This is a genomic window from Tistrella bauzanensis (assembly GCF_014636235.1).
Lineage (GTDB): Bacteria > Pseudomonadota > Alphaproteobacteria > Tistrellales > Tistrellaceae > Tistrella > Tistrella bauzanensis.
In genome coordinates this window covers 14,429-34,905 of record NZ_BMDZ01000010.1, presented here as the reverse complement: position 1 = coordinate 34,905, position 20,477 = coordinate 14,429, and the positions used below count along the sequence as shown (strand labels likewise).

Below are 20,477 nucleotides of genomic sequence, written 5' to 3'. Positions count from 1 at the left end.
CTTTCGCAGAGGCATGAATGGTGGCGGACGGCGCGGGCCGACCAGTGGATCAGTTAAGCTGGTCGTCGTCGTCGATCTCCGACGGTTCGGCGGTCTCGGCGGCCTTCACCGGATCGGGGGCGGTCTGCATCTGCGTCTGACGCTGATGGAAATAGCCGATCGCGAACCGGCCCTGATCGTCCATGGTCAGATGGGCGGGCAGATGCGAGGGCAGGCCATCGATGACCTCGGCGATGGTTCGGTCATACCACACCGCCAACCCGCCACTATTCTTGCGCAGCCGCGCCGCGTGATGGGTGCTGTTGCGGATCAGCACCGGAAAGATCGAGGCCGGGGTCGCCGACGCGGCGCCGTAATAGCGATCGCGGATGGTGGCGTTCAGCCCCGGCAGCGCCTTGCGCTGAAGGTTTTCCAGCACGGCGAACAACCGCCCCAGCCGGTAGCCGACATTCTTGTCTTCCAGGTCGAGACTCACCAGTCGGGTCTCCCTCTCCTCGGGCGAAAGCGTCATCGCGCGCACCAGCCAGGCCTTGACCATGGCCACGCGCAGGGCTGAAATATTGCCGTCGGCGCGCATGCGCATCAGCGCCAGCGCGGCCATGTTCGCAGGGTATGGACCGCCGTTCAGCACCGCGCGCATGATGTCGCCACCCAGCTTGGGCGGCAGGTTGTCGACCTTGTCCTGTGGCGACAGCGCGCGCAGCAGCGCATAGATCGAGACCGGCCGGCCGCCATCGATCCCCGGTTCAAGCCTGAGATCGCGCCAATGCTGGTGCAGCCGCTTGACGAAGCCGCCCAGGCTGTCCTGATGCCAGAACCGCACCGCCAGCCGCGAGGCATTGGGCGCCAGCCCCAGCACATACAGCCGAGTGTCGGGCAGAAGCTCGGGCTCGACATTCTGGATCGCGCGGCCCTGGGCGATCGCGGTCAGCGCGGTGCGCACGCGCTGCGCCTCGGCATCACTCATCCGCAGATCGATCTTGGGCTTGGCGGCCGGGGTGTCGTCGTCGCCCGCCTCCGCCTCGGCGGCGGGCTCGTCCATCAGGCCATAGGCCGGGGAAACGGCGTTGGTCAGCAGGCGTCCCGCGACGTCGTCGGCATCTTTGGGCGCATCGGTCCAGAACACGGTGGTGGCATCGCCGATCTGGACCCGATGGCCACTCTCAGGGGCCAGAAGATGGTTCAGGATCGTGCCATAGGCGAAGGCCGCGGACTCCGAGACCGGCGCGTTGCCCCCTTGCGATTTGCCATAGGAGGTAAAGGCATCAAGGTTGAACGACACCAGCGACGCACCTGAACTCTGCGCGCCGCGCACCCCCTTGATCGACGGATGCAGCTTGGCCACCGGCGCCAGGTCTCCGGTGACGAGGCAACGCCCGACCCCGCCGGCGACAGCCGCCCGGCGCCCATCCCAGGCCCGGCGCGCGGCCCGGCGCATATGCAGCATCGGCACGCGGCCGGCGCCATAGGTGAAGATCAGATTGGCGTCGATCACCTCGGCCGGAATCTGCCCCTGTTCCACCGCCTCGACCGCGCGGGCCGGCGTCCAGTCACCAAGGAAGGCGAGCAAGGCTTGCAGGGCCGCGTCCTCGGTGCCGGCCAGGGCATCGGCGTGCAACTGGCGGAATGCCTCGAATTCCTTGTCGGCCGGAACCACGCCCGCCGCCGGATCCTTGCCGGCGCTTTTCACCCCCAGCACATAGGCGGATTTGTCCCACAGGAAATTCGCGGCCACGCCTGAGGTGCGCTTGATCTCAGCCGGCACCGCCATGCGCAGCGGCTTGACCTTCTTGCCCGACCGGTCGCCCAGCAGCCGGATGACCGGCACACCACCCAGCTGCCAGTCGCTCAGGTCGATGGCGGCGCCGATCGCCTTTTCCGACGTGCCCTCGCTCGGGATCGTGTCGTCGCCGCCCTCGATCCGCCGGTCATAATAGGCGGCAAGCTCCTGAAGGATCATGACCGCACCTCGTCGCTATCGGGTGGCGGCACCGCGATGACACCGTCGACCATCCGCGCGCGGAAGAAGCGCGGCTGGGCGCCCCGGTCATAATCGATGTCATAGAGCATCCAGCCCAGATCGCGCTGGCCGTCCAGATCGGGATGGGGATCGGGCAGCGGGTCGGGGGCCGGCTCGAAATCGGCGGCGAATTCCCGCGTGCCCAGGCAGGGTTGCTGGAAGCACTGCCCACGGGCGAGCCGGCGGTTGAAGATGTCCAGATGCTTGCCCTCGTTGTCGTCAGGGCCGGCCGCGTCGGTGAGGCTGAAATGGGCATCGATGACATAGGCCACATCGCGCAGCACCACCGAGGCGCGCTGCTGGCGGTCTTCCTCGACCAGCGTATACAGGCCGCGGGTCGAGCCGGCCTTCATCGCCTTCGACACCGATCCCGGCGCGATCTTCGACCCCACCTCGTTGCGGCGGATGGTGTCGAACCGGATCGGGTTCAGCACGCGAATGCAGTCGACATGCCATGCGATCGCAGGCTTCCAATGGATCGCCGACAGCACACCCTTCACCGCCGATGGCGTGATGACGTCATAGGAAACCCGTTCGACCTTCATTTCCGGGCGCGTGAACAACGCGCGCGGACCGGATATGTGGAGACGGACGCCATAGGCCATCCTCTATTCGCTCCCCGAACATCGACACTCAGGCCAGCAGGCGGGGGCTCTGGCGCACCAGCACCCCCGCGACAGGCCGGACCCCAAAATCGTCAGTTTCAATTCACGCGTCGGCGAGGCGCATTGGCAGACGCTGAGCACCGTCGACGAGCGACCTCACATGACAGGACAGCCGCTCACGCAGCCTAAAAGAGTATATGTCACCTCTTGCGGTCAAGAATGAATAGCTTTTCCCGCGAATTCAAGAAAAATTTCTAACGCTTCTGTGGTCAGCCCTGAGCCCATCATCCGTTAGCCGGGCATCAGACTGCTCACGCTCAGAAACGTCGGATCCCCAATCACCAACCCCACGTCCTCCCGATAAATGTCCTTGTTGGTCAAGACCACGAACTGCTTGTCATAGCGCTTTTCGTTCACCACCCGCGCGGCGTAGTCGGCAATCAGTCTGGCGCGCTCGCGGGGCGGGATGGTCACCGCATGGCGTTGCAGCACCCGCGCCACCGCGCCAAGGCCGCCGAAATCCGCCAGGGCCTTCGGGTCGTCGGCCTCAAGCGCGGCGATGCGGTCGGCGATCTCAGGGTCAGTGCCGGGGATCAGCAGCGGCATCGTGTCGTCGTCGATCACCTGATACAGGCTGGCGATGGTCGCGAACGGGATCGACAGATGGCCGGCACCCTTCTTATGCAGGGTCATCAGGTTGTGTTCGTCGAGGGCATCGCATTTGTTAAGACGAGCGCCCGCCGCCCAGAAGGCGTTGTGGAAATAGCGCTGGATCGCCACCGGCGACAGCGGGTCGTCCAGCCCCAGCCGGACCATGTCGGCGCGGGCCGTCTCGGCGGCGCTCAGCGCCGGCCGCGCCCGCTTCAGCACATCCGCCGGATCGGCCGGCTGGAACACGATCACCTGCCCGGGCATGCCCATCCGGCCCTCGCGATTGCACCGCCCCGCCGCCTGGGCGATCGAATCGAAACCAGCCGCCGCCCTGAACACCACAGGTAGATCAATATCGACCCCACATTCAATTACGGTTGTCGACACTACCCGGCAGGGGCGGCCCTCGGCCAATGCTTGGCGGATCTGCGCCAGCCGCCGGCTGCGATGTGCCGGGGTCATCAGGGCAGACAGGTGAAACACGCCATCGGGCGCCACCGCCGCCAGCGCCTGGAACAGGCGCTGGGCATGGGCGCGGGTGCCGACGATCGCCAGCGCCTGCGGTTCCGCCCGCAGACCCGCGACCAGCGCCTGATCATCCATCACCCCGCCATCGACCACCCGCACCCGCGCCAGCCGCCGATACAGTGCCGCCGGATCGGCGACGATCTCGCGCACATCGGCGAAACCACCCTCAAGGCCCAGAGCCTCGACCTCCACCTCGGCGTCCTCGTCGACGGTTTCCGGATCGAACGGCGCCGGTGCCACCAGCACCGGCTGGGTGGCGGTGCATAGCACCACGCTGACGCCGTAATTATGCGCCAACTCGTCCAGCATCCGGATGGTCGGGCGCAGCAGGCCGCGCGGCATCATATGCGCCTCATCCATCACCACCACCGATCGCGGGATCGCCTGCAATTTGCGGCAGCGCGCCGGGCGGTTGGAAAACAGGCTTTCCAGGAACTGCACGGCGGTGGTGACGATGATCGGCCGGTCCCAGCGCTCCATCGCCCGGCGCAGCTTGTCGCGGGCCTGCCAGCGCTCGGCGTTGGCCTCGATGCCACGGCGCTTGAACTCGGCCTCGGTGTCGAAGGCCGAATGATGTTCCAGCACCTGATCGGCCAGATCCGGCCCCAGCGCGGTGCGAAACACCTCCGCCGTCTGCTCGATGATCGAGGTATAGGGGATGACCACGATCACCCGGTCCATGCCACGGTCGATCGCATGATCCAGCGCGAAGATCAGCGAGGCGAGGGTCTTGCCGCCGCCGGTCGGCACGCTCAACGAGAACACCCCCGCCGGCTGGCAGGCCGCCGCCCGGCAATCGGCCAGCACGGTCGCGCGCGCGGCCACCACCCCGATCGCGCCGGCATTGCCGGCGGCACGATCGGCCGCCGCCGCCGCCAACCCGTTCACATAGGCATCCACCCGCGCCTTCAGCACCGCCAGCGGCGCGGCATTCTGGCCTTCATCCGGCAGTGGCAGGCCTTCGGCCAGGGCGAAGAACCGGGCGGTGTCGGCATAGTCGGCATCGACCAGACAGGAGAAGATCATCCGGGTCAGCACCGCGAAGCGGAAGCCGCTATCGTCTTGGGCGTATGACGTGGGGCCGGAGCGCGCCGGGGGCAGCCGCCGCCAACTGGCATCCGGCACCGGCGGCGCAATCTCGCTGGTCCAGGCGCCGGCATCCTCGAACCGGCCCCTCAGGCGCTCGCTCAGGGCCTGCGTGCCGCCGTCATCGGCCTCGAAATCGGCAAGCCCGGCATGATGGCCGGCCACCGCATACAGGATCGCCTGGGCGCCGGGAAGACGCGATGCGCCACGCCCTCCAGGCTCGGCGGCAATCAGATCCCGCATCACCCTGGCGCCCCAGCCGGAATGATCGACCTTGGCATAATCGCCGCGCAACCGGCGCTGGAAGGCCTCGGAATACTTACCGGTGTCGTGCAGCAGGCCGGCCGCAGCCGCGACGCTGCCATAGCCGAAGCGCCCGGCGTGCACCCCGGCACGCGCCGCCACCGCCCTCAGGTGATCGGCCAGCCCATGCCAGCGTTCCTCGGGTTGGTCCTTCACGGAATGCGCGTAATACGGCATGTCACACCACATGCGATGGCGATTGAGGCGATGCCGCCGCATGTTATCCTTTTGGAACAAATCGCATCAAGAGAAATAACCATGGTGCAATGCACCCTGATGAGGGAATGTCGATCTGCCGCCGGCGATCAGGCCAGCAGGCCAAACCCGATCGCGGCGGCGATCAACTGCGCCACATTCAGCAGCATGCTGGCACGGTGCAGGTGCTGGAAACGGCGGCCGGCGAACGGGCCACCGGCCAGTTCGGCATCGCGCGCCCGGTTCACCGCCGGCATGATGCCGTGGCGCGCCACCAGCCCGCCGGCTGCAACCAGGGTAAACAACAGCGTCGGCAGCCAGCGCGCCGCCATGGCGGCTGCGATGGCGGCGACGAAGCCGGCCAGGATCAGCACCAGATAGTAGCGCGGAAAGATCCGGCGGATCAGCAGGGCGGCGGGTTCAGGCTCCAGTGTGGTGAACACGGTCGGCGCCACGATGCCGGAGAAAAACACCATGGCACCCAGCATGATGCCCGACACATACAGTGCCACCATTGCCGATGCTGCCATGCTGGTCATCCGCGCCATCCTGTCGCCACTGCCGGCCGCCACCATCTGCGGCCGCTTCATCACCAGTGGATATGGCGCGCGCACCACACCGGCTCCACCACCCGCCTGCGAGCATCGCGCAACCAGAGAGAGGCAGGCCTGTGGCACCCGTGACCGGCGGGTGTCACCTGTGGCCGGTCAATGGCACCCGTGACCGCCGAGTGACAAGGTGGCGATGCCCGGCACTCAGCCGGGCGGCAGCGGCAGGCGGCTGGTCTCTTCGGCCACGGGCGGGAAGTCGCCATCGGCCCAGCGGCGCTTGGCATCCTCGATCAGCGCCGGGTCGCTGGCGACGAAGTTCCACCACATCGCCCGCGGCCCATCGAGCGGCGGGCCGCCGATCAGCATGACGCGCACCGGCGCCTCGGTCGCCTGCACCAGCGGCCGCGCGCCCGCCCGCAGCACCGCCAGGCCGCCCGCCTCATGCACCACGCCATCGATCGCGGCATCGCCCGAGATGATCGCCAGCGCACGCTCCGGCACGTCGTCGGGGATCTCGATCGCGCAGCCGGCATCCAGCATGATGTCCAGGCACAGCGCGCCGCCGGGGGCCGGCACCGGCGACCGGGCGCCGAAGGCCTCGCCCGCCACCACCCGCAGGCCGACACCGGCAGCGATGCGCAGCTCCGGCAGATCGTCGGCGGCATGATGGCTGAAGCCGGGGGCACCCTGCTCGTCGCCCTGCGACTGCGCCAGCCAGATCTGCACCCCGTCGAGCACCATGCCCGAGGCGCGGTCTTCCGGCGCCATGCGCTCGGAATGGGCGACGCCATGGCCGGCGGTCATCAGGTTGACGGCGCCGGGCCGGATGGTCATCACCGTGCCCAGGCTGTCGCGATGAACAATGGCGCCGGCGAACAGATAGGTCAGCGTCGCCAGCCCGATATGCGGATGCGGCGGCACGTCCAACCCGGTGCCGGGGTCGAAGCTGACCGGCCCCATGCGATCGAAGAACACGAACGGCCCCACCGCGCGCCGCTTCGCATAGGGCAGCAGCCGCGCGACATTCAGCCCGCCGATATCCCGCGCCCGGCCACGGATCACCATCTCCACAGCGGCACAGCCACCCGGCTCCGCCTCGCCCGCGCGCGCGCCGTCGATCCTGCTCATGCTCTGCCCTTCCGCTGGCGACACCACGAAAGACGGCCACGCCCGGCCATCCACACCACCAGCCAGCCTATCCCGACGGCCACCGCCGCGAAAGCCGGCCTGCCAGCGACGCTGTGTCGCCGCCAGGGCGACGGTCGGGCGGCACCCCGAAGAGACGGCGCCCCAAAGAAAAGCCCCCGGCCTGACAGGTCGGGGGCTGGATGCCGAGGGGGAGTGGGCGGGCGTCCGGATGAACACGGGCGCCCTGGCATCCGAGGTGCTGCACCGGGAGGGTGCGTCGGGACGGCGACGGGTCTGGCCGTCGCCGCGCAGTCACAAGGCCGTCTGGGTCATAGGGTCAGACATAGGCGGCGGAACGGTCGATCAGGCTGGCGCGGGCTTCGGCATATTCGCGCTTGAAACGGGCGATCAGCTCGGCCGCCGGCTGCACCGCATCGATGGCGCCGATGCCCTGGCCGCAGCCCCAGATGTCGCGCCACGCCTTCGACTTCATGCCGCCGCCCGATCCGAAATCCATCTTCGACGGATCGCTCTCGGGCAGGTTGTCGGGGTCGAGGCCGGCGGAAACGATGCTGGGGCGCAGATAATTGCCATGCACGCCGGTGAACAGATTGGTGTAGACGATATCGGCGGCGCTGTTGTCCACCACCGCCTGCTTGTAGGCCTCGGTCGCATTCGCCTCGGTCGTGGCAATGAAGGCGGAACCGATATAGGCGAGGTCGGCGCCCATCGCCTGAGCACCCAGGATCGAGGCGCCGGTCGAGATCGAGCCTGAGAGCGCGATGGTGCCGGTGAACCAGGTGCGGATTTCCTGAACCAGTGCGAACGGCGACCAGGTGCCGGCATGGCCGCCGGCGCCGGCCGAGACCGGGATCAGGCCATCGGCGCCCTTTTCGATCGCCTTGCGGGCGAAGCGGTCGTTGATCACGTCGTGAAGCACGAAGCCGCCATAGGAATGGACCGCCTCGTTCAGCTCCTCGCGCGCGCCCAGCGACGAAATCACCACCGGCACCTGATATTTCACGCACATGTCGATGTCATGGGCCAGCCGCTCATTCGACCGGTGCACGATCTGGTTCACCGCGTAAGGCGCCGACAACTGGTCGGGATGATCCTCGTCCCACTGCCCAAGCTCGTCGCGGATCCGCTTCAGCCAGTCTTCCAGCACCGGGCCGGGGCGCGCGTTCAGCGCCGGGAACGAGCCGACGATGCCCGCCTTGCACTGCGCGATCACCAGATCGGGGTTGGACAGGATGAACAGCGGCGACCCGATGACCGGGAGTTGCAGGCGGCGCTTGAAGCTTTCAGGCAGGCTCATCGGTGGGCGTCTCCAGGCGGTTTCTGTTGCGGGCTCAGCGGCACAGGCCCGTTCGGGGCGGAACACAAGGCGGCGGCGTGGCATCCATGCTGGTCAGTTCCATATAGGAACCTTCCAAGAGTGCGTTCCAAATTGGAACCTGTCAAGCTAGGCTATGGCATCGCGACCGGTGCCTGCGGCCGGCGAAGCAAGGGAGACGCCACCAGATGCGGTGGAAGGAACTGGAAGAAGAGCAATGCTCGATCGCCCGCACCCTCTCGGTGATCGGAGACCGCTGGACGCTGCTGATCCTGCGCGAGTGCTTCATGCGGGTGCGACGGTTCGAATATTTCCAGTCGCGCCTGGGCATCACCCGCCATGTGCTGGCCGACCGGCTGCGCAAGCTGGTCGAGGCCGGGGTGCTGGTGCGCGTGCCCTATCAGGATCGGCCGGTGCGCGAGGAATACCGCCTGACGCGGAAGGGGCTCGACCTCTATCCGGTGCTGATGTCGATTCTGAAATGGGGCGACACCTGGCGCAGCGACAGCGACGGCGTGCCGGTGCTGCACCGCCACCTGCCCTGCGGCCATGTGTTTCAGCCGGTCATGGCCTGTTCCGAATGCGGCGAGCCGGTCAATCCGCGCGAGGTGTCGGTGGAACCCGGGCCCGGTATCACGGATGAGGATGCCGAGCGCTATTTCGTCTATGGCCGCCATGGCAGCGCCGGGCGCGCGACGGGCTGATCGCCCGACGCGCGCGGCACCCCCATGGCCGGCAGGATCGCGGCGTCAGCCGCGGGCCGGCGGGATCGCGGCTTCAGCCGCGCTGGCGGCCCCGCTCCCGCACCCGGACCGGACCGATACGGGTCTCGATCGCGGACGCGACCTCGCGCCGCAGCCCCACCATGAACGCCGCCTCGGCGACCACGAACAAGGGCCCCAGCAGCAGTCCGGCCAGATCGTCGAGGAAGGCGGGTTTGCGGCCTTCATAGTAGTGGCCGGCGAACTGGAACGCCCAGCCGACCATGAACAGCCCCAGGCCCCAACCCAGCCATACCGCCATCGGTGCCACGGCCAGCGCATCGCCAATTGCGACCGTCAGCGCCAACAGGGCGGTCATCACCAGCCCGAAGCGCAGATCCAGCGCCAGATAATAGATCGCGGCCAGCGCCGCCACCACCATCGCCGGGCTGAGCGACAGGTCGCCCAGATCCACGATCGGCCGTGACAGCAGAATGGCGACCGCGGCCACGATCATGGGTATGCCGATGAAATGGGTGAGAATATTCCGCATGTCGCGGTGATAGGCGCCATAGGACGCCAGACGGTCGACGAGCTTCTCCATCGCCCTTGTCCTCCCTTCATGCCGGCGGTTACGGCCTCCGGTCAGGTCTGCTTCTGCATCGTTCCAAAGATATGTGACGCGGCGGCGTCCGTTGCCAGACCTATTGCGAACATGGCCCACACAGACAGCCGCAGCACCGGGGCGCCGCCGACAAAAGCTTGCGGAATCGTCGCGCACGCGGCACTTAAGGGTGGATCACAATCAGGCCACGCACCGCCCGTTTTCGAGCAGGAGAGCCATCCCATGCGCATCGCCGTCTGGACCCCCAATGGTCGCGACATGGTGGCGGCACAGCTGACAGAGTCGGGACACGAGCCGATCGTCGCCCAGAACGGCGACGATTTCGCCCGCGCCCTGGCGGACGGTGTCGATGCGGTTGCCATGATCTCGCAATACTGGTCGCCCAAGGTGCGGGATCTGGTGGCGGCGGCCAGGCCGCGGCTGAAACTCGTCCAGTTGCTGACCGCGGGTTTCGACCCTCTCGATGGCCATGGGGTGCCCGATGGCCTGCTGGTCGCCAATGCCGGCGGCGCCTATTCCCCCACGGTCGCCGAACACGCCCTCACCATGATGCTGGCGCTGATCCGCCGGCTGCCCGACGCCGCCATCGCCCATGCCCGCCAGGAATGGGATCGCAGCATCCAGCGCGACATGGGCTCGCTGGAAGGCCGCACCGTCACCATGCTCGGCTTCGGATCGATCGGCGTGGAGACGGCCCGGCGCCTGAAGCCGTTCGGCGCGCGGGTGATCGCCGCAACCCGCAGCGCCAGCCCCCACCCACTGGCCGACGAAGTGGTGCCGATCGGCGATCTGGCATCGGTGCTGCCGCGTACCGACGTGCTCTATGCCTGCCTGCCGCTGGGCGATGCCACCCGCGGGCTTATCGGCCGCACAGTTCTGGACGCGCTGCCGGACCATGCCCTGGTGATCAACGTCGCGCGCGGCGCGGTGGTCGACAAGACCGCCCTGCTCGCGGCCCTGCTGGAAGGCCGGATCGGGGGCGCCGGTCTGGACGTCACCGACCCCGAGCCCCTGCCCGCCGATGATCCGTTGTGGCGCGCGCCCAATCTGATCATCACGCCCCATGTGGCCGGCAATGGCTCGGCGGCCATCGACCAGCGGCTGGCCGACGTCACGGTCGACAATGTCAACCGCCTCGCGGCCGGCGCGCCCCTGACCCATCTGGTCACGCCCCGCATCATGGACTGACCCGGCATCGCCAGCCGGCCATGCTCATGGCACTTCTGCCGACACTTCCGGCACAATGGCGATGGAGTGTGCATATGGTGAATATTTAATCAAATCCTGAACGCCGGCCGTCGGAAAACTGACCAGATGGTCAGGCTTTTCCTGACCATGCGATGGCAGGACTTCTCCCTGCCTGTGGCATGGGTTTTGCGTATCTCTGCCATGCCAGCGTCCCTGCCCCGCAGCAGGTCGCCGACGCAATGCCCCCGCATGCGAACGCAGCACCTGGCCCGATACCCGACAGCCCGGAATGCCGCCTGATCGCGACGTGCCGGCGTTGGCAGCGGGCCATGCCGCCCAGAATATGCGCGCCGATCAAACCGGCGCGCCAGCGGTCCCCGCGTTGTGGAGGCATCAATGCCACTCGAAAACGTTCCCGTCATCGACCTGTCGGGCTATTACCTGGGCACGCCCGAGGGCAAGGCCCGGGTCGCGGCAGAAATCGGCCGGGCCTGCCGCGATATCGGCTTCATGGTCATCACCGGCCATGGTGTGCCGGCGGATCTGGTGTCCGACACCTATGACGTCTCGCGCCGGTTCTTCGACCTGCCCGAGCCGCTGAAGCGCAAGGTCGGCCAGCCCTCGCCCGATCAGGTCCGCGGCTATAGCGGGCTGGCCGAGGAAGGTCTGTCGTACAGCCTCGACGATCCGACCCCGCCTGACCTCAAGGAAAGCTTCTCGGTCGGCCCCTTCGACGTGCCCGCCGACGACCCCTATTTCACCGAAGGCGTGGCCGCGGTGCATTTCGCGCCCAATCTGTGGCCCGATGACGACCTGCCCGAGCTGCGGCCGGTGTGGCAGGCCTATTTCGCCGCGCAGGAGCAGCTTGCCGCCGATCTGATGCGGTTGTTCGCCCTGGCGCTGGATCTGCCCGAGAGCTTCTTCGACGACAAGATCGACCGCCATATCAGCATGTTCCGGGTGCTGAACTACCCCAGCCAGGCCGAAGAGCCGCTGCCCGGCCAGATGCGCGCCGGTGCCCATTCCGATTATGGCAGCCTGACCATCGTCCGCCAGGAAGACCGGCCGGGCGGATTGCAGGTGCGCAACAAGCTGGGCGAATGGGTCGACGTGCCGTTCATCCCCGGCTCGTTCGTGGTCAATATCGGCGACCTGATGATGCAGTGGACCAATGACACCTGGATTTCCACCATGCACCGGGTGATCAACCCGCCACGCGACAAGGCCGGCGACAGCCGCCGCATCTCGCTGGTGTTCTTTCATCAGCCGAATTACGACGCGATGGTCACCTGTCTCGACAGTTGCCAGAGCCCTGACCATCCCCCGAAATACGCGCCGGTCTCGTCCGGCGACCACCTGTACATGAAGTTCACCAAGCAGACCGCCCAGGGCCGCGACGCCGCCTGACCGACAGGCGTCCCACGAACGATGTCGTCCATGACCGGGAGTGACGCCTGATGGCGCATCTGAGCTATGTGAACATCTTCGCCCGCGACGTGGTGGCGTTGTCGGGCTTCTATAGCGAGGTTTTCGGCTTCCCCGAGATCGAGGCGATCCGATCGCCGATCTTCCGGGGGATCGATGCCGGGCACTGTGCCATCGGCTTCAATGCGCCCGACGCCTATGAACTGCTGACGCTTCAGGATTTCTCGAACCCCACCGGCGCAGGCTTCCTGCTGAACATCGATGTCGACACCGTCGAGGAGGTCGACGCCATGGTGCCCAAGGCGGTGGAGATGGGCGCCACGCTGATCAAGGCGCCCTATCACACCTATTACAACTGGTATCAGGCCGTGCTGCTCGACCCGGAAGGCAATGTCTTCCGGATCAACAAGATGCTCGACTGACACGAACCCGGACCGACCGCGCCCCCACCCTTACCCGTCTGACACGTCTTCCCAAGGAACAGATCACATGCGGATACGCGCAGCCCTTATGGCGGCGATGGTGGCACTCGGCCTGATGTCGGCCACACCGGCACCCGCCGATGCGGCCATGGGCATCAAGGGCGACCCAAAGGTCGCGTTCATCTATATCGCCCCGGTCGGCGATCTGGGCTGGACCTGGGCCCACGACCAGTCGCGCAAGGCGATCGAGACCGAGCTTGGCATTCCAACCGCCTATACCGAGAGCATCCCCGAGGTGACCGAGCGGGTGTCGCAGGTGATCGACCGCTATGTCGGCCGCGGCTTCAACATCATCATCGGCACCGCCTTCGGCTATTCCGACGCCTTCAAGGAAGCCGCCGCCCGCCACCCTGACGTGGTGTTCATGAATGCCGCCGGCTATACCACGGCGCCCAATCTGGCATCGTATTACGGCCGGTCTTACGAGTCGCTTTACCTCGCCGGCATGGCCGCCGGCTATGCCACCACATCCAACAAGCTGGGCTTCGTCGCCGCCTATCCGCTGGGCCTGGTGCTGTGGAATGCCAATGCCTTCGCCCTCGGCGCGCAGTCGGTCAACCCCAAGGCCGAGGTGGCGGTATCGTTCACCAACACCTGGTACGACCCGGTGCGCGAGGAAGCCGCCGCCAAGGCGCTGATCGAACAGGGCGCCGATGTCATCGGCCAGCATCAGGACACGCCCGGACCGCAGGTCGCCGCTGAACGCGCGGGCGTGAAGTCGATCGGCTATAACGCCGATATGTCGGCCTCGGCCCCCAACGCCCATATCATGGCCGCGACCTGGAACTGGGGCGCCTTCGTGGTGCCGCAGGTGAAGGCCGCCATCGACGGCACGTTCGAAGGCGGCAGCTATTTCGAGGGTCTGTCGACCGGTGTGGTCGACATCTCGGATTTCACCGGCACCGCCCTGACCGACGCGCAGAAGGCCAGCATCCTGAAGACCAGGGCCGCGATCGCCGATGGCAGCCTGGATATCTGGAAGGGACCGATCACCGACCAGTCGGGCAAGGTGGTGGTGGCCGACGGCGCCACACTGGATGTGGGGCAGTTGTTCGCCATGGACTTCCTGGTCCAGGGCACCAGCGGCACGTTGCCGAAATGACCGTCGCGGGCGGCGGAGAGGCGCTGGGGCTTGCCGGACTCGATAAATCCTTCGATGGCAAGCCGGCGCTGAAAGCGGCGCGCTTCGTCGCCCGCTTCGGTGAGATCCACGCGCTTCTGGGCGAGAACGGCGCCGGCAAATCGACGCTGATGACGGTGGCGACCGGGCTTTATGCGCCCGATCGCGGCCGGGTGTCGGTGGCGGGCCGCGTGGTCGACGCGGCCGATCCCGACATCGCCGCCAGCCTTGGCATCGCCATGGTCCACCAGCATTTCAAACTGGTGCGCGGCTTCACGGTGGCCGAAAACCTGCGCCTCGCCTGCGGCCGTGCCCTGAAGGGCCTGTCGGCATCCGGCATCGCGCAACGGATCGCCGATGCCGGCGCCGAAGCCGGGCTGGCGCTGGACCCGTCGGCACGCGTCGCCGATCTGTCGGTCGCCGAAATGCAACGGGTGGAGATCGTGAAGGCGCTGATCACCCGCGCCCGCATCCTGATCCTGGACGAGCCCACCGCGGTTCTGGCCGACAGCGAGGCCGCATCCCTGCTCGCCACCCTGCGCCGGCTGGCGGATGAAGGCCGCGCCATCATTCTGATCAGCCACAAGCTGCACGAGATCGCAGCCGTGGCCGACCGGGTGACGGTGATGCGCGCGGGCGAGACCGTGGCCTATGACCTGCCGGCCGATGGCCTTGGCCCCGCCGAACTCGCGCGGCTGATGGTGGGCGATCCCGAGCCTGCCGATCCGCCGGCACCCGCCCGGCCAGGGCTGGTGCGGCTTTATGTCAACGACCTCGCCGGCCGGCGCGATGACGGCGCCCCCATGCTGCACGGGGTGCAGATCGCGGTGCATGGCGGCGAGATCTATGGGCTGGCGGGCGTGGGTGGCAACGGCCAGACGGAACTTGCCGAGATGATCGCGGGCCTGCGCCGGGCCGATGCCGGGCAGATCGTCATCGACGATCAGGCCTTCGACCGCCAGCCGCCGGCAGCGCGGCGCCGTGCCGGGTTGAGGATCGTTCCGGCCGACCGCTTTCACACCGCACTCGCAGCCAGCCTGCCGGTGGCGCTGAACCTGTCGCTGACCCGGCTGCGCGGCGGCCGGATCTGGCTGGACCGCAAGGCGATGGAGACCAGGGCCCGCAGGGCGATCGCGGTTCACGAGATCGCCGGCGCGGGTCCGCGCACCATGGCGAGGCTGTTGAGCGGCGGCAACGCCCAGAAGCTGGTGCTGGCGCGCGAGTTGGACGATCCGGATACCGCCGTGGTGCTGGCCCATTCCCCGACGCGCGGCCTGGATGTGCGCGCGGCCCGTGCCGTGCGCGCCGGGCTGATCCGCGCCCGCGATGCTGGCGCCGCCGTGCTGCTGATCAGCGACGATCTGGACGAGATCCTGGCCGTATCCGACCGTATCGGCGTGATCAATCGCGGCCGCATCGTCGGTGAGCTGCCGCGCGGCGCCGCCCGTGCCGAGATCGGCGCCCTGATGGTCGCCGGACATGCCTCGGCCCATACTCCCATCGCCCCCATTGCCCCCATGGCGGAGCCCGCCTGATGACCACGCCCCTGCCAACCACCCATACCGGCCCCATGGCCGGCCCCATGGCCGGCCCCATAGCCGGCCGGCCACGCCGGCGGTGGCATCTGCCCTGGCGGGTCACCATGGCACCACGGCGCGACGTCCGGCCCCGCCACACATTGGCGGCCCTGGTCGTGGGCCTGGGTGTGGGGCTGGGGCTGACGGTGCTGATGCTGGCGGCATCGGGCGTGCCGCCGCGCGACGTGCTGAACGAATTCGTCATCTTCACCTTCTTCACCGCCGAGGGGCTGTCGCTGACCATGGTGGCGGCGACACCGCTGATCGTGGTCGGGCTGGCGGCGGCGGCGGCCCTGCGTGTCGGGTTCTGGAACATCGGCATCGAGGGCCAGGTCTGGATGGGCGCGATCTTCGCCACCTGGGTGGCCGTCACCGATGCCGGCGCGCCGGAAGCACGCCTGCTGCTGATGGCGCTGGCCGCCATGGCCGGCGGCATGCTGGGCGCCCTGCCACCGCTGATCCTGAAACGCCGGCTGGGGGTGAACGAGATCATCACCACCCTGCTGCTGAACTATGTGGCCGCCCTGCTGGTGCAGCATCTGGTGTTCGGGGTGTGGAAGGATCCGGCCAGCAGTTTTCCCTATTCCGAAAGCTATCAGCCGGGCATCGAACGGCTGGCCCAGCTGGGCTGGGGCAAGGTCCATATCGGGTTGATTATGGCCCTGATGATCGCCGGCCTGTTATGGCTGGTGGCGGAACGGTCGCGCATCGGTGCCTGGGTGGCCGCCGTCGGCGCCGATGCCCGTGTAGCCTTTGCCTGCGGGCTGCCGGTGGCGGGTGTCATCGCCGGATCGGTGCTGCTGTCGGGTGCCCTCGCGGGGTTTGGCGGGTTCATGATCGCGGCCGGCCAGGAATTCAGGCTGACCCAGGCACTCGCCACCGGCACCGGATTTTCGGCCATCGTCATCGCCTTCCTTGCCCGCTTCGGCGTGCTGCCGGTGGTGGTGGTCGCCATCCTGACCGCCGGGCTCTATGTGGCGGGCGATACCGCACAGGTGTTCTATCAACTGCCGCGGGCCGTGGTGCTGCTGATCCAGGGGGTGATCCTGGTCTCGATGGTCTCGGCCGACATGATCGCCCGCTATGGCATCCGCATCCATGCAAGCCGGAGCCCCGGCGATGTTTGACGCCCTGTTCCTGACCAACTGGGCCAGTGCCACACCGGCCATGACCATGCCGCTGCTGCTGGCAGCCCTGGGCACGATCATCGCCGGCCGCGCCGGCGTGCTGAACCTTGGCACCGAAGGCATGATGGTCTGCGGCGCGCTGGCCGGTGCGGTGACCGCCTTGCTGACCGGCAGTCCCGAGCTGGGGGCGATCGCGGCCGTGCTGGCGGGGGCCGCCCTGGCGCTGGTCTTCGCGCTCGCCTGCCTGGTGTTCAAGGCCGATCAGGTCGTGACCGGGCTGACCCTGGCGGCGATCGGCGCCGGCATCACCGGCCTGCTGGGCCGCGATTATGCCCAGCGCGGCGTGCCCGGCTTCCCGCGCCTGGACCACTGGGCCGGCGCCGATCTTCCCGGCATCGGCCCTGCCATCTTCGGCCAGGATGCTCTGCTCTATGTCTGCCTGCCGCTGGTGGTGCTGGTCTGGTGGTATCTGGCGCGCACCGATAGCGGGCTGAAACTGCGGGCGGTCGGCGAGGCACCGGATGCCGCCGATGCCGCCGGTGTGTCGGTGGACGCCACCCGCTTTGCCGCCGTGCTGGCCGGCGGCGCCCTGTCGGGCCTGGCCGGCGGCTATCTGGCCCTGGCCGGCAGCCGGATGTGGATCGAGGGCATGACCAATGGCCGGGGCTGGATCGCCATCGCCGTGGTCATTCTGGCGCGGTGGAGCCCTGTCGGTGCCATCGGTGGCGCCATGCTGTTCGGCGCGGTCGAAGCGCTGGTGCCACGCCTTCAGGCAACCGGCGTGGCGGTGCCGACCTTCATCCTGTTCATGGCGCCCTATCTCGCGGCGCTGGCGGTGCTGGTCGCAACGGCGGTGATGCGCCGCGATGGCGGCATGGGGCCTGCGGCATTGGGCCGTCCCTATCTGCGCGAGGACCGGGCCTGAACGCTGCCCCGGAACTGACACAGCCTCCAAGGGTTGCAGGCCGCATCTGTCGGCCGCACATCAGAATGGCCCCCCAAGGAGGATCCGACGCGATGGACAGCACCAACACCAAGAACAGCACCAGGGCCGATCAGGCGGCCGATGCCATGCGCGAAGACGAGACGGCCCGCAAGGCCAGCCAGTTGGACGAAGCGATCGATGACAGTTTTCCGGCCAGCGACCCGCCGGCGGTCACCCGCCCTCACAAATCCACCCCCGCGAACCAACGGCCGCCAGAGGACGAGGCGGAGGCCGCCGACGACGCCCATATCGACGAGCGGCTGGACGAAGGCGTCGAGGAAAGCTTTCCTGCCAGCGATCCGCCGTCGCAGACCGCGCCGGGCAATGCCGACGTGACCCGCAACCGGCAGCCGGCGCCACCGCCCAAGCCGGCCCGCTGATCCGCAGGGATGCATGCGGGGACGGGCGATTTCGACCGCGCGTCGGGGTAGACTGCCGCGACGGGCTGGAGGTTACGCCGCAAGGCGTGCTCGCCTCCGGTCGCCCTCCGTCGAAGGATCCCGCCGATGTCGCACCCGAGCCCCGCGTCACGTCCTGAGATCATCGGCCCCGATGGCCGCCATCTGCCGGCGCTGATCGACGAGCCGGCAGCGGGAACCGCTCCCGCCGGCTGGGCGATCTTTGCCCATTGCTTCAGTTGCAGCGCCCGAAGCCTTGCCGCCAGCCGCATCGCCCGCAGCCTTGCGGCCGAGGGGTTCGGCGTGTTGCGGATCGATTTCACCGGCGCCGGTCCCGATGATGCACCGGGGTTCATCCCAAGCTTTGTGGCCGACGTCGACGACCTGTCGATTGCCGCCGAATGGCTTGCCCGGCACCGACGGCCGCCCGTGCTGCTGATCGGCCACAGCCTGGGTGGCGCCGCGGCACTCGCTGCCGCCCCGCGCATCGCCAGTCTGCGGGCGGTGGCGACCATCGCAGCACCGTCGGCACCCGCCCATATCCTGCACCATCTGGGCCGTGCCCCCGCCGACGCCGAGGCCGATGGTGTGGGCCATGTCCCCATCGGCGGGCGTGACATCACCGTTACCCGCGCCTTTCTGGACGGTGTCCGCGAAGCCGACGTGCTGGCAGGGCTGGGCCGGCTGCACAAGGCATTGCTGGTGCTGCACGCACCCCGGGACGAGATCGTCGGCATCGACGAGGCCACCCGGATCTTCATCGCCGCCCGCCATCCGAAGAGCTTCGTGTCGCTGGACACCGCCGACCATCTGTTGAGCGAGGCGGAAGACGGCGCCTATGCGGCCGCGGTGATTGCAAGCTGGGCCGCGCGCTACACCCTGCACGACACCGAGACCCCGCCACAGGCGACCACACGCCACCGTGCCGACGAGGCCGGCCCCGATGCCGGCGCGGTCGATGCCGCCAGCGCCGCCGGCGCCCTGCCGCCCGAAGGCCGGGTGATGGTGGCGGAAAACGGCCGTGGCCCGTTCGGCAACACGATCAGGATCGGCCGCCATCTGCTGCTGGCCGACGAGCCGGTCGCGATGGGCGGCCAGGATGCGGGGCCGGCGCCCTATGACTGGTTGCTGGCCGGCCTCGGCGCCTGCACGGCGATGACCATCCGGATGTATGCCGATCGCAAGGGCTGGCCGTTGCGGAAGGTGACGGTGGGCCTTGGGCATGCGAAGGTGCACGCGAAAGACTGCACGGAATGCGAGGCCCACGAGGGCAAGGTCGATGTTATCGATCGCGACATCACCCTCGACGGTCCCCTCGACGAAAGCCAGCACGCCAAGCTGATGGAGATTGCCGACAAATGCCCGGTTCATCGGACGCTGCATTCCAAGATCATCATCCGCACCCGCGCGACGACCGGCTGAGCGCCGCCGCCACCGCCGCCGGGGCGCCGGGACGCCAGATCCTCACCCTGGACGACGGCGCCGAATTCCTGTTGGCGCGTATCGGCCCGCGCGGCGTGCGGCCGGTGATCCTGGGCCATGGCGTCGGGTTCGCCGCCCATGCCTATCGCGGCTTGTGGCAGCGCCTGGCCCGGCATCGCGAGGTCGTTCTGCTCGACATGCGCGGCCATGGCATCAACGCCCATCTGGCCGGCAGCGGCCCGACGCAGCTCCGGCTTGCCGAGGACTGGACCGCCGTGGCGCGGCATGTGGCCGAGGATGCCGGCATGCTGCCCGATGCCCTGTTCCATTCCTATTCCGGTGTGCTGTCACTGCATGCCGAATACGCCCATGGCCGGCTGTATGGACGGCGGGTGTTCATGGAGCCGCCGCTGGTCCCCGCGGCCTCGATGCCCGGCGCCGCCGAGGCCACGAGCGGTCGCGATTTCCTGGCCGAGCGTACCCGCCGGCGCAAGGACCGCTTCGCCTCGCCCGGCGCCTTCGCGCAGATCTTCCGTGACCGGCCGGAATTCGCGCAGATGGAGCCGCAGGCGCCGGATGATCTGGCAGCGGCCCTGCTGGTGCCGGCAGATGATGGCGACGGCTTCCAACTCGCCTGCAAGCCTGCGATCGAAAGCGGCTTCTACAGCGGCAACACCTGCGAAGACCTGTGGTCGCTGATCGACCGCGCCGGCCGCGAGCCCGGTCTGGTCGCGCCCAGCCTGATGATGGCCGGTCGCCGCCCCGATGGCGCCGGCGATTTCACCGCCGAAATCGCACCGGAAATCGCCGCCCGCGCCGGCTTCGATTTCGTCCGTCTGGCCGGGTTGACCCATATGCTGCCGCTGGAACGGCCGGCCCTGATCGCCGGTATCGCCACGGCGTTCTTCGACGAACCTCATGATCCGGGCAACTGACCATAATCAATCGACAGATATGCAATGACAGAAGTTGATTTCTGTCATTTGAAGGCGCACCCTCCTCTCATCATCCGCGAGGGGAGGAG

The 20,477-nt window shown here is 68.0% G+C and carries 18 protein-coding genes; 11 read left to right on the top strand and 7 right to left on the bottom strand.

The features are described 5' to 3' along the window. Positions 1-49 precede the first annotated feature (49 nt). From cas8c to IEW15_RS06420, 6 genes are all read right to left on the bottom strand, one after another. Positions 50-1,960: a type I-C CRISPR-associated protein Cas8c/Csd1 gene (cas8c, locus tag IEW15_RS06445; RefSeq protein WP_188575954.1), complete on the bottom strand. Its 1,911-nt coding sequence runs from the start codon at positions 1,958-1,960 to the stop codon at positions 50-52. Further along, the gene (gene cas5c / locus IEW15_RS06440; protein ID WP_188575952.1) at positions 1,957-2,625 is read right to left on the bottom strand and encodes a type I-C CRISPR-associated protein Cas5c; all 669 of its coding nucleotides are present in this window, start codon (positions 2,623-2,625) and stop codon (positions 1,957-1,959) included. Before cas5c ends, cas8c begins: the two co-directional genes overlap by 4 nt. A gap of 291 nt (positions 2,626-2,916) precedes the next feature. Further along, entirely contained in the window at positions 2,917-5,349 is a 2,433-nt protein-coding gene (cas3, locus tag IEW15_RS06435; protein WP_229707864.1) for a CRISPR-associated helicase Cas3', read from the bottom strand. A 149-nt stretch (positions 5,350-5,498) separates the two neighbouring features. After that, positions 5,499-6,002, bottom strand: a complete 504-nt coding sequence (locus IEW15_RS06430; RefSeq protein WP_229707863.1) for a DUF4149 domain-containing protein — start codon at positions 6,000-6,002, stop codon at positions 5,499-5,501. 141 nt (positions 6,003-6,143) lie between these two features. Further along, entirely contained in the window at positions 6,144-7,067 is a 924-nt protein-coding gene (locus IEW15_RS06425) for a pirin family protein (RefSeq protein ID WP_188575948.1), read from the bottom strand. A gap of 337 nt (positions 7,068-7,404) precedes the next feature. Then, positions 7,405-8,385, bottom strand: a complete 981-nt coding sequence (locus IEW15_RS06420) for an NAD(P)H-dependent flavin oxidoreductase (protein ID WP_188575946.1) — start codon at positions 8,383-8,385, stop codon at positions 7,405-7,407. A gap of 206 nt (positions 8,386-8,591) precedes the next feature. Between IEW15_RS06420 and IEW15_RS06415 the strand changes: the two genes are divergently transcribed. Continuing rightward, entirely contained in the window at positions 8,592-9,107 is a 516-nt protein-coding gene (locus IEW15_RS06415) for a winged helix-turn-helix transcriptional regulator (RefSeq protein WP_188575944.1), read from the top strand. A gap of 73 nt (positions 9,108-9,180) precedes the next feature. Here the strand turns inward: IEW15_RS06415 and IEW15_RS06410 are convergent, their stop codons facing one another. Further along, positions 9,181-9,708 (bottom strand): Mpo1 family 2-hydroxy fatty acid dioxygenase, encoded by a 528-nt coding sequence (locus IEW15_RS06410; RefSeq protein ID WP_188575942.1) that lies wholly within the window; start codon positions 9,706-9,708, stop codon positions 9,181-9,183. Positions 9,709-9,951: 243 nt separating this feature from the next. On the opposite strand from IEW15_RS06410, the gene IEW15_RS06405 reads away from it, so the two are divergent. From IEW15_RS06405 to IEW15_RS06360, 10 genes are all read left to right on the top strand, one after another. Further along, positions 9,952-10,917, top strand: a complete 966-nt coding sequence (locus IEW15_RS06405; protein ID WP_188575940.1) for a D-2-hydroxyacid dehydrogenase — start codon at positions 9,952-9,954, stop codon at positions 10,915-10,917. Between the two features lie 396 nt (positions 10,918-11,313). Next, the gene (locus IEW15_RS06400; protein ID WP_188575938.1) at positions 11,314-12,324 is read left to right on the top strand and encodes an isopenicillin N synthase family dioxygenase; all 1,011 of its coding nucleotides are present in this window, start codon (positions 11,314-11,316) and stop codon (positions 12,322-12,324) included. Between the two features lie 50 nt (positions 12,325-12,374). Beyond that, complete coding sequence (locus IEW15_RS06395; protein ID WP_188575936.1) at positions 12,375-12,764, top strand: VOC family protein; 390 nt, start codon at positions 12,375-12,377, stop codon at positions 12,762-12,764. Between the two features lie 67 nt (positions 12,765-12,831). After that, positions 12,832-13,926 carry a BMP family ABC transporter substrate-binding protein gene (locus IEW15_RS06390; protein WP_188575934.1) on the top strand — a complete coding sequence of 365 codons (1,095 nt, stop codon included), beginning with the start codon at positions 12,832-12,834 and terminating at the stop codon, positions 13,924-13,926. Then, positions 13,923-15,479, top strand: coding sequence for an ABC transporter ATP-binding protein (locus IEW15_RS06385; RefSeq protein ID WP_188575931.1), 1,557 nt, complete (start codon positions 13,923-13,925; stop codon positions 15,477-15,479). Before IEW15_RS06390 ends, IEW15_RS06385 begins: the two co-directional genes overlap by 4 nt. Next, positions 15,479-16,648 carry an ABC transporter permease gene (locus IEW15_RS06380; protein ID WP_229707862.1) on the top strand — a complete coding sequence of 390 codons (1,170 nt, stop codon included), beginning with the start codon at positions 15,479-15,481 and terminating at the stop codon, positions 16,646-16,648. The genes IEW15_RS06385 and IEW15_RS06380 overlap by 1 nt, the downstream gene beginning before the upstream one ends. Continuing rightward, entirely contained in the window at positions 16,641-17,573 is a 933-nt protein-coding gene (locus IEW15_RS06375) for an ABC transporter permease (RefSeq protein ID WP_188575929.1), read from the top strand. Before IEW15_RS06380 ends, IEW15_RS06375 begins: the two co-directional genes overlap by 8 nt. 92 nt (positions 17,574-17,665) lie before the next feature. Continuing rightward, positions 17,666-18,013 carry a hypothetical protein gene (locus tag IEW15_RS06370; protein ID WP_229707861.1) on the top strand — a complete coding sequence of 116 codons (348 nt, stop codon included), beginning with the start codon at positions 17,666-17,668 and terminating at the stop codon, positions 18,011-18,013. 126 nt (positions 18,014-18,139) lie between these two features. Next, positions 18,140-19,453: a bifunctional alpha/beta hydrolase/OsmC family protein gene (locus tag IEW15_RS06365; RefSeq protein ID WP_188575927.1), complete on the top strand. Its 1,314-nt coding sequence runs from the start codon at positions 18,140-18,142 to the stop codon at positions 19,451-19,453. Then, positions 19,390-20,388 carry an alpha/beta fold hydrolase gene (locus IEW15_RS06360; RefSeq protein ID WP_229707860.1) on the top strand — a complete coding sequence of 333 codons (999 nt, stop codon included), beginning with the start codon at positions 19,390-19,392 and terminating at the stop codon, positions 20,386-20,388. Before IEW15_RS06365 ends, IEW15_RS06360 begins: the two co-directional genes overlap by 64 nt. The last annotated feature ends 89 nt before the right edge of the window (positions 20,389-20,477 follow it).

Excerpts from the sequence above, each read along its gene's own strand:
- IEW15_RS06390 (WP_188575934.1), top strand. The coding sequence starts at position 12,832 with ATGCGGATACGCGCAGCCCTTATGGCGGCGATGGTGGCACTCGGCCTG.
- IEW15_RS06425 (WP_188575948.1), bottom strand. The coding sequence starts at position 7,067 with ATGAGCAGGATCGACGGCGCGCGCGCGGGCGAGGCGGAGCCGGGTGGC.
- IEW15_RS06375 (WP_188575929.1), top strand. The coding sequence starts at position 16,641 with ATGTTTGACGCCCTGTTCCTGACCAACTGGGCCAGTGCCACACCGGCC.
- IEW15_RS06365 (WP_188575927.1), top strand. The coding sequence starts at position 18,140 with ATGTCGCACCCGAGCCCCGCGTCACGTCCTGAGATCATCGGCCCCGAT.
- IEW15_RS06420 (WP_188575946.1), bottom strand. The coding sequence starts at position 8,385 with ATGAGCCTGCCTGAAAGCTTCAAGCGCCGCCTGCAACTCCCGGTCATC.
- IEW15_RS06405 (WP_188575940.1), top strand. The coding sequence starts at position 9,952 with ATGCGCATCGCCGTCTGGACCCCCAATGGTCGCGACATGGTGGCGGCA.
- IEW15_RS06370 (WP_229707861.1), top strand. The coding sequence starts at position 17,666 with ATGGACAGCACCAACACCAAGAACAGCACCAGGGCCGATCAGGCGGCC.
- IEW15_RS06395 (WP_188575936.1), top strand. The coding sequence starts at position 12,375 with ATGGCGCATCTGAGCTATGTGAACATCTTCGCCCGCGACGTGGTGGCG.
- IEW15_RS06385 (WP_188575931.1), top strand. The coding sequence starts at position 13,923 with ATGACCGTCGCGGGCGGCGGAGAGGCGCTGGGGCTTGCCGGACTCGAT.
- IEW15_RS06410 (WP_188575942.1), bottom strand. The coding sequence starts at position 9,708 with ATGGAGAAGCTCGTCGACCGTCTGGCGTCCTATGGCGCCTATCACCGC.
- IEW15_RS06400 (WP_188575938.1), top strand. The coding sequence starts at position 11,314 with ATGCCACTCGAAAACGTTCCCGTCATCGACCTGTCGGGCTATTACCTG.
- IEW15_RS06380 (WP_229707862.1), top strand. The coding sequence starts at position 15,479 with ATGACCACGCCCCTGCCAACCACCCATACCGGCCCCATGGCCGGCCCC.
- IEW15_RS06415 (WP_188575944.1), top strand. The coding sequence starts at position 8,592 with ATGCGGTGGAAGGAACTGGAAGAAGAGCAATGCTCGATCGCCCGCACC.
- cas5c (WP_188575952.1), bottom strand. The coding sequence starts at position 2,625 with ATGGCCTATGGCGTCCGTCTCCACATATCCGGTCCGCGCGCGTTGTTC.
- cas8c (WP_188575954.1), bottom strand. The coding sequence starts at position 1,960 with ATGATCCTTCAGGAGCTTGCCGCCTATTATGACCGGCGGATCGAGGGC.
- IEW15_RS06360 (WP_229707860.1), top strand. The coding sequence starts at position 19,390 with ATGCCCGGTTCATCGGACGCTGCATTCCAAGATCATCATCCGCACCCG.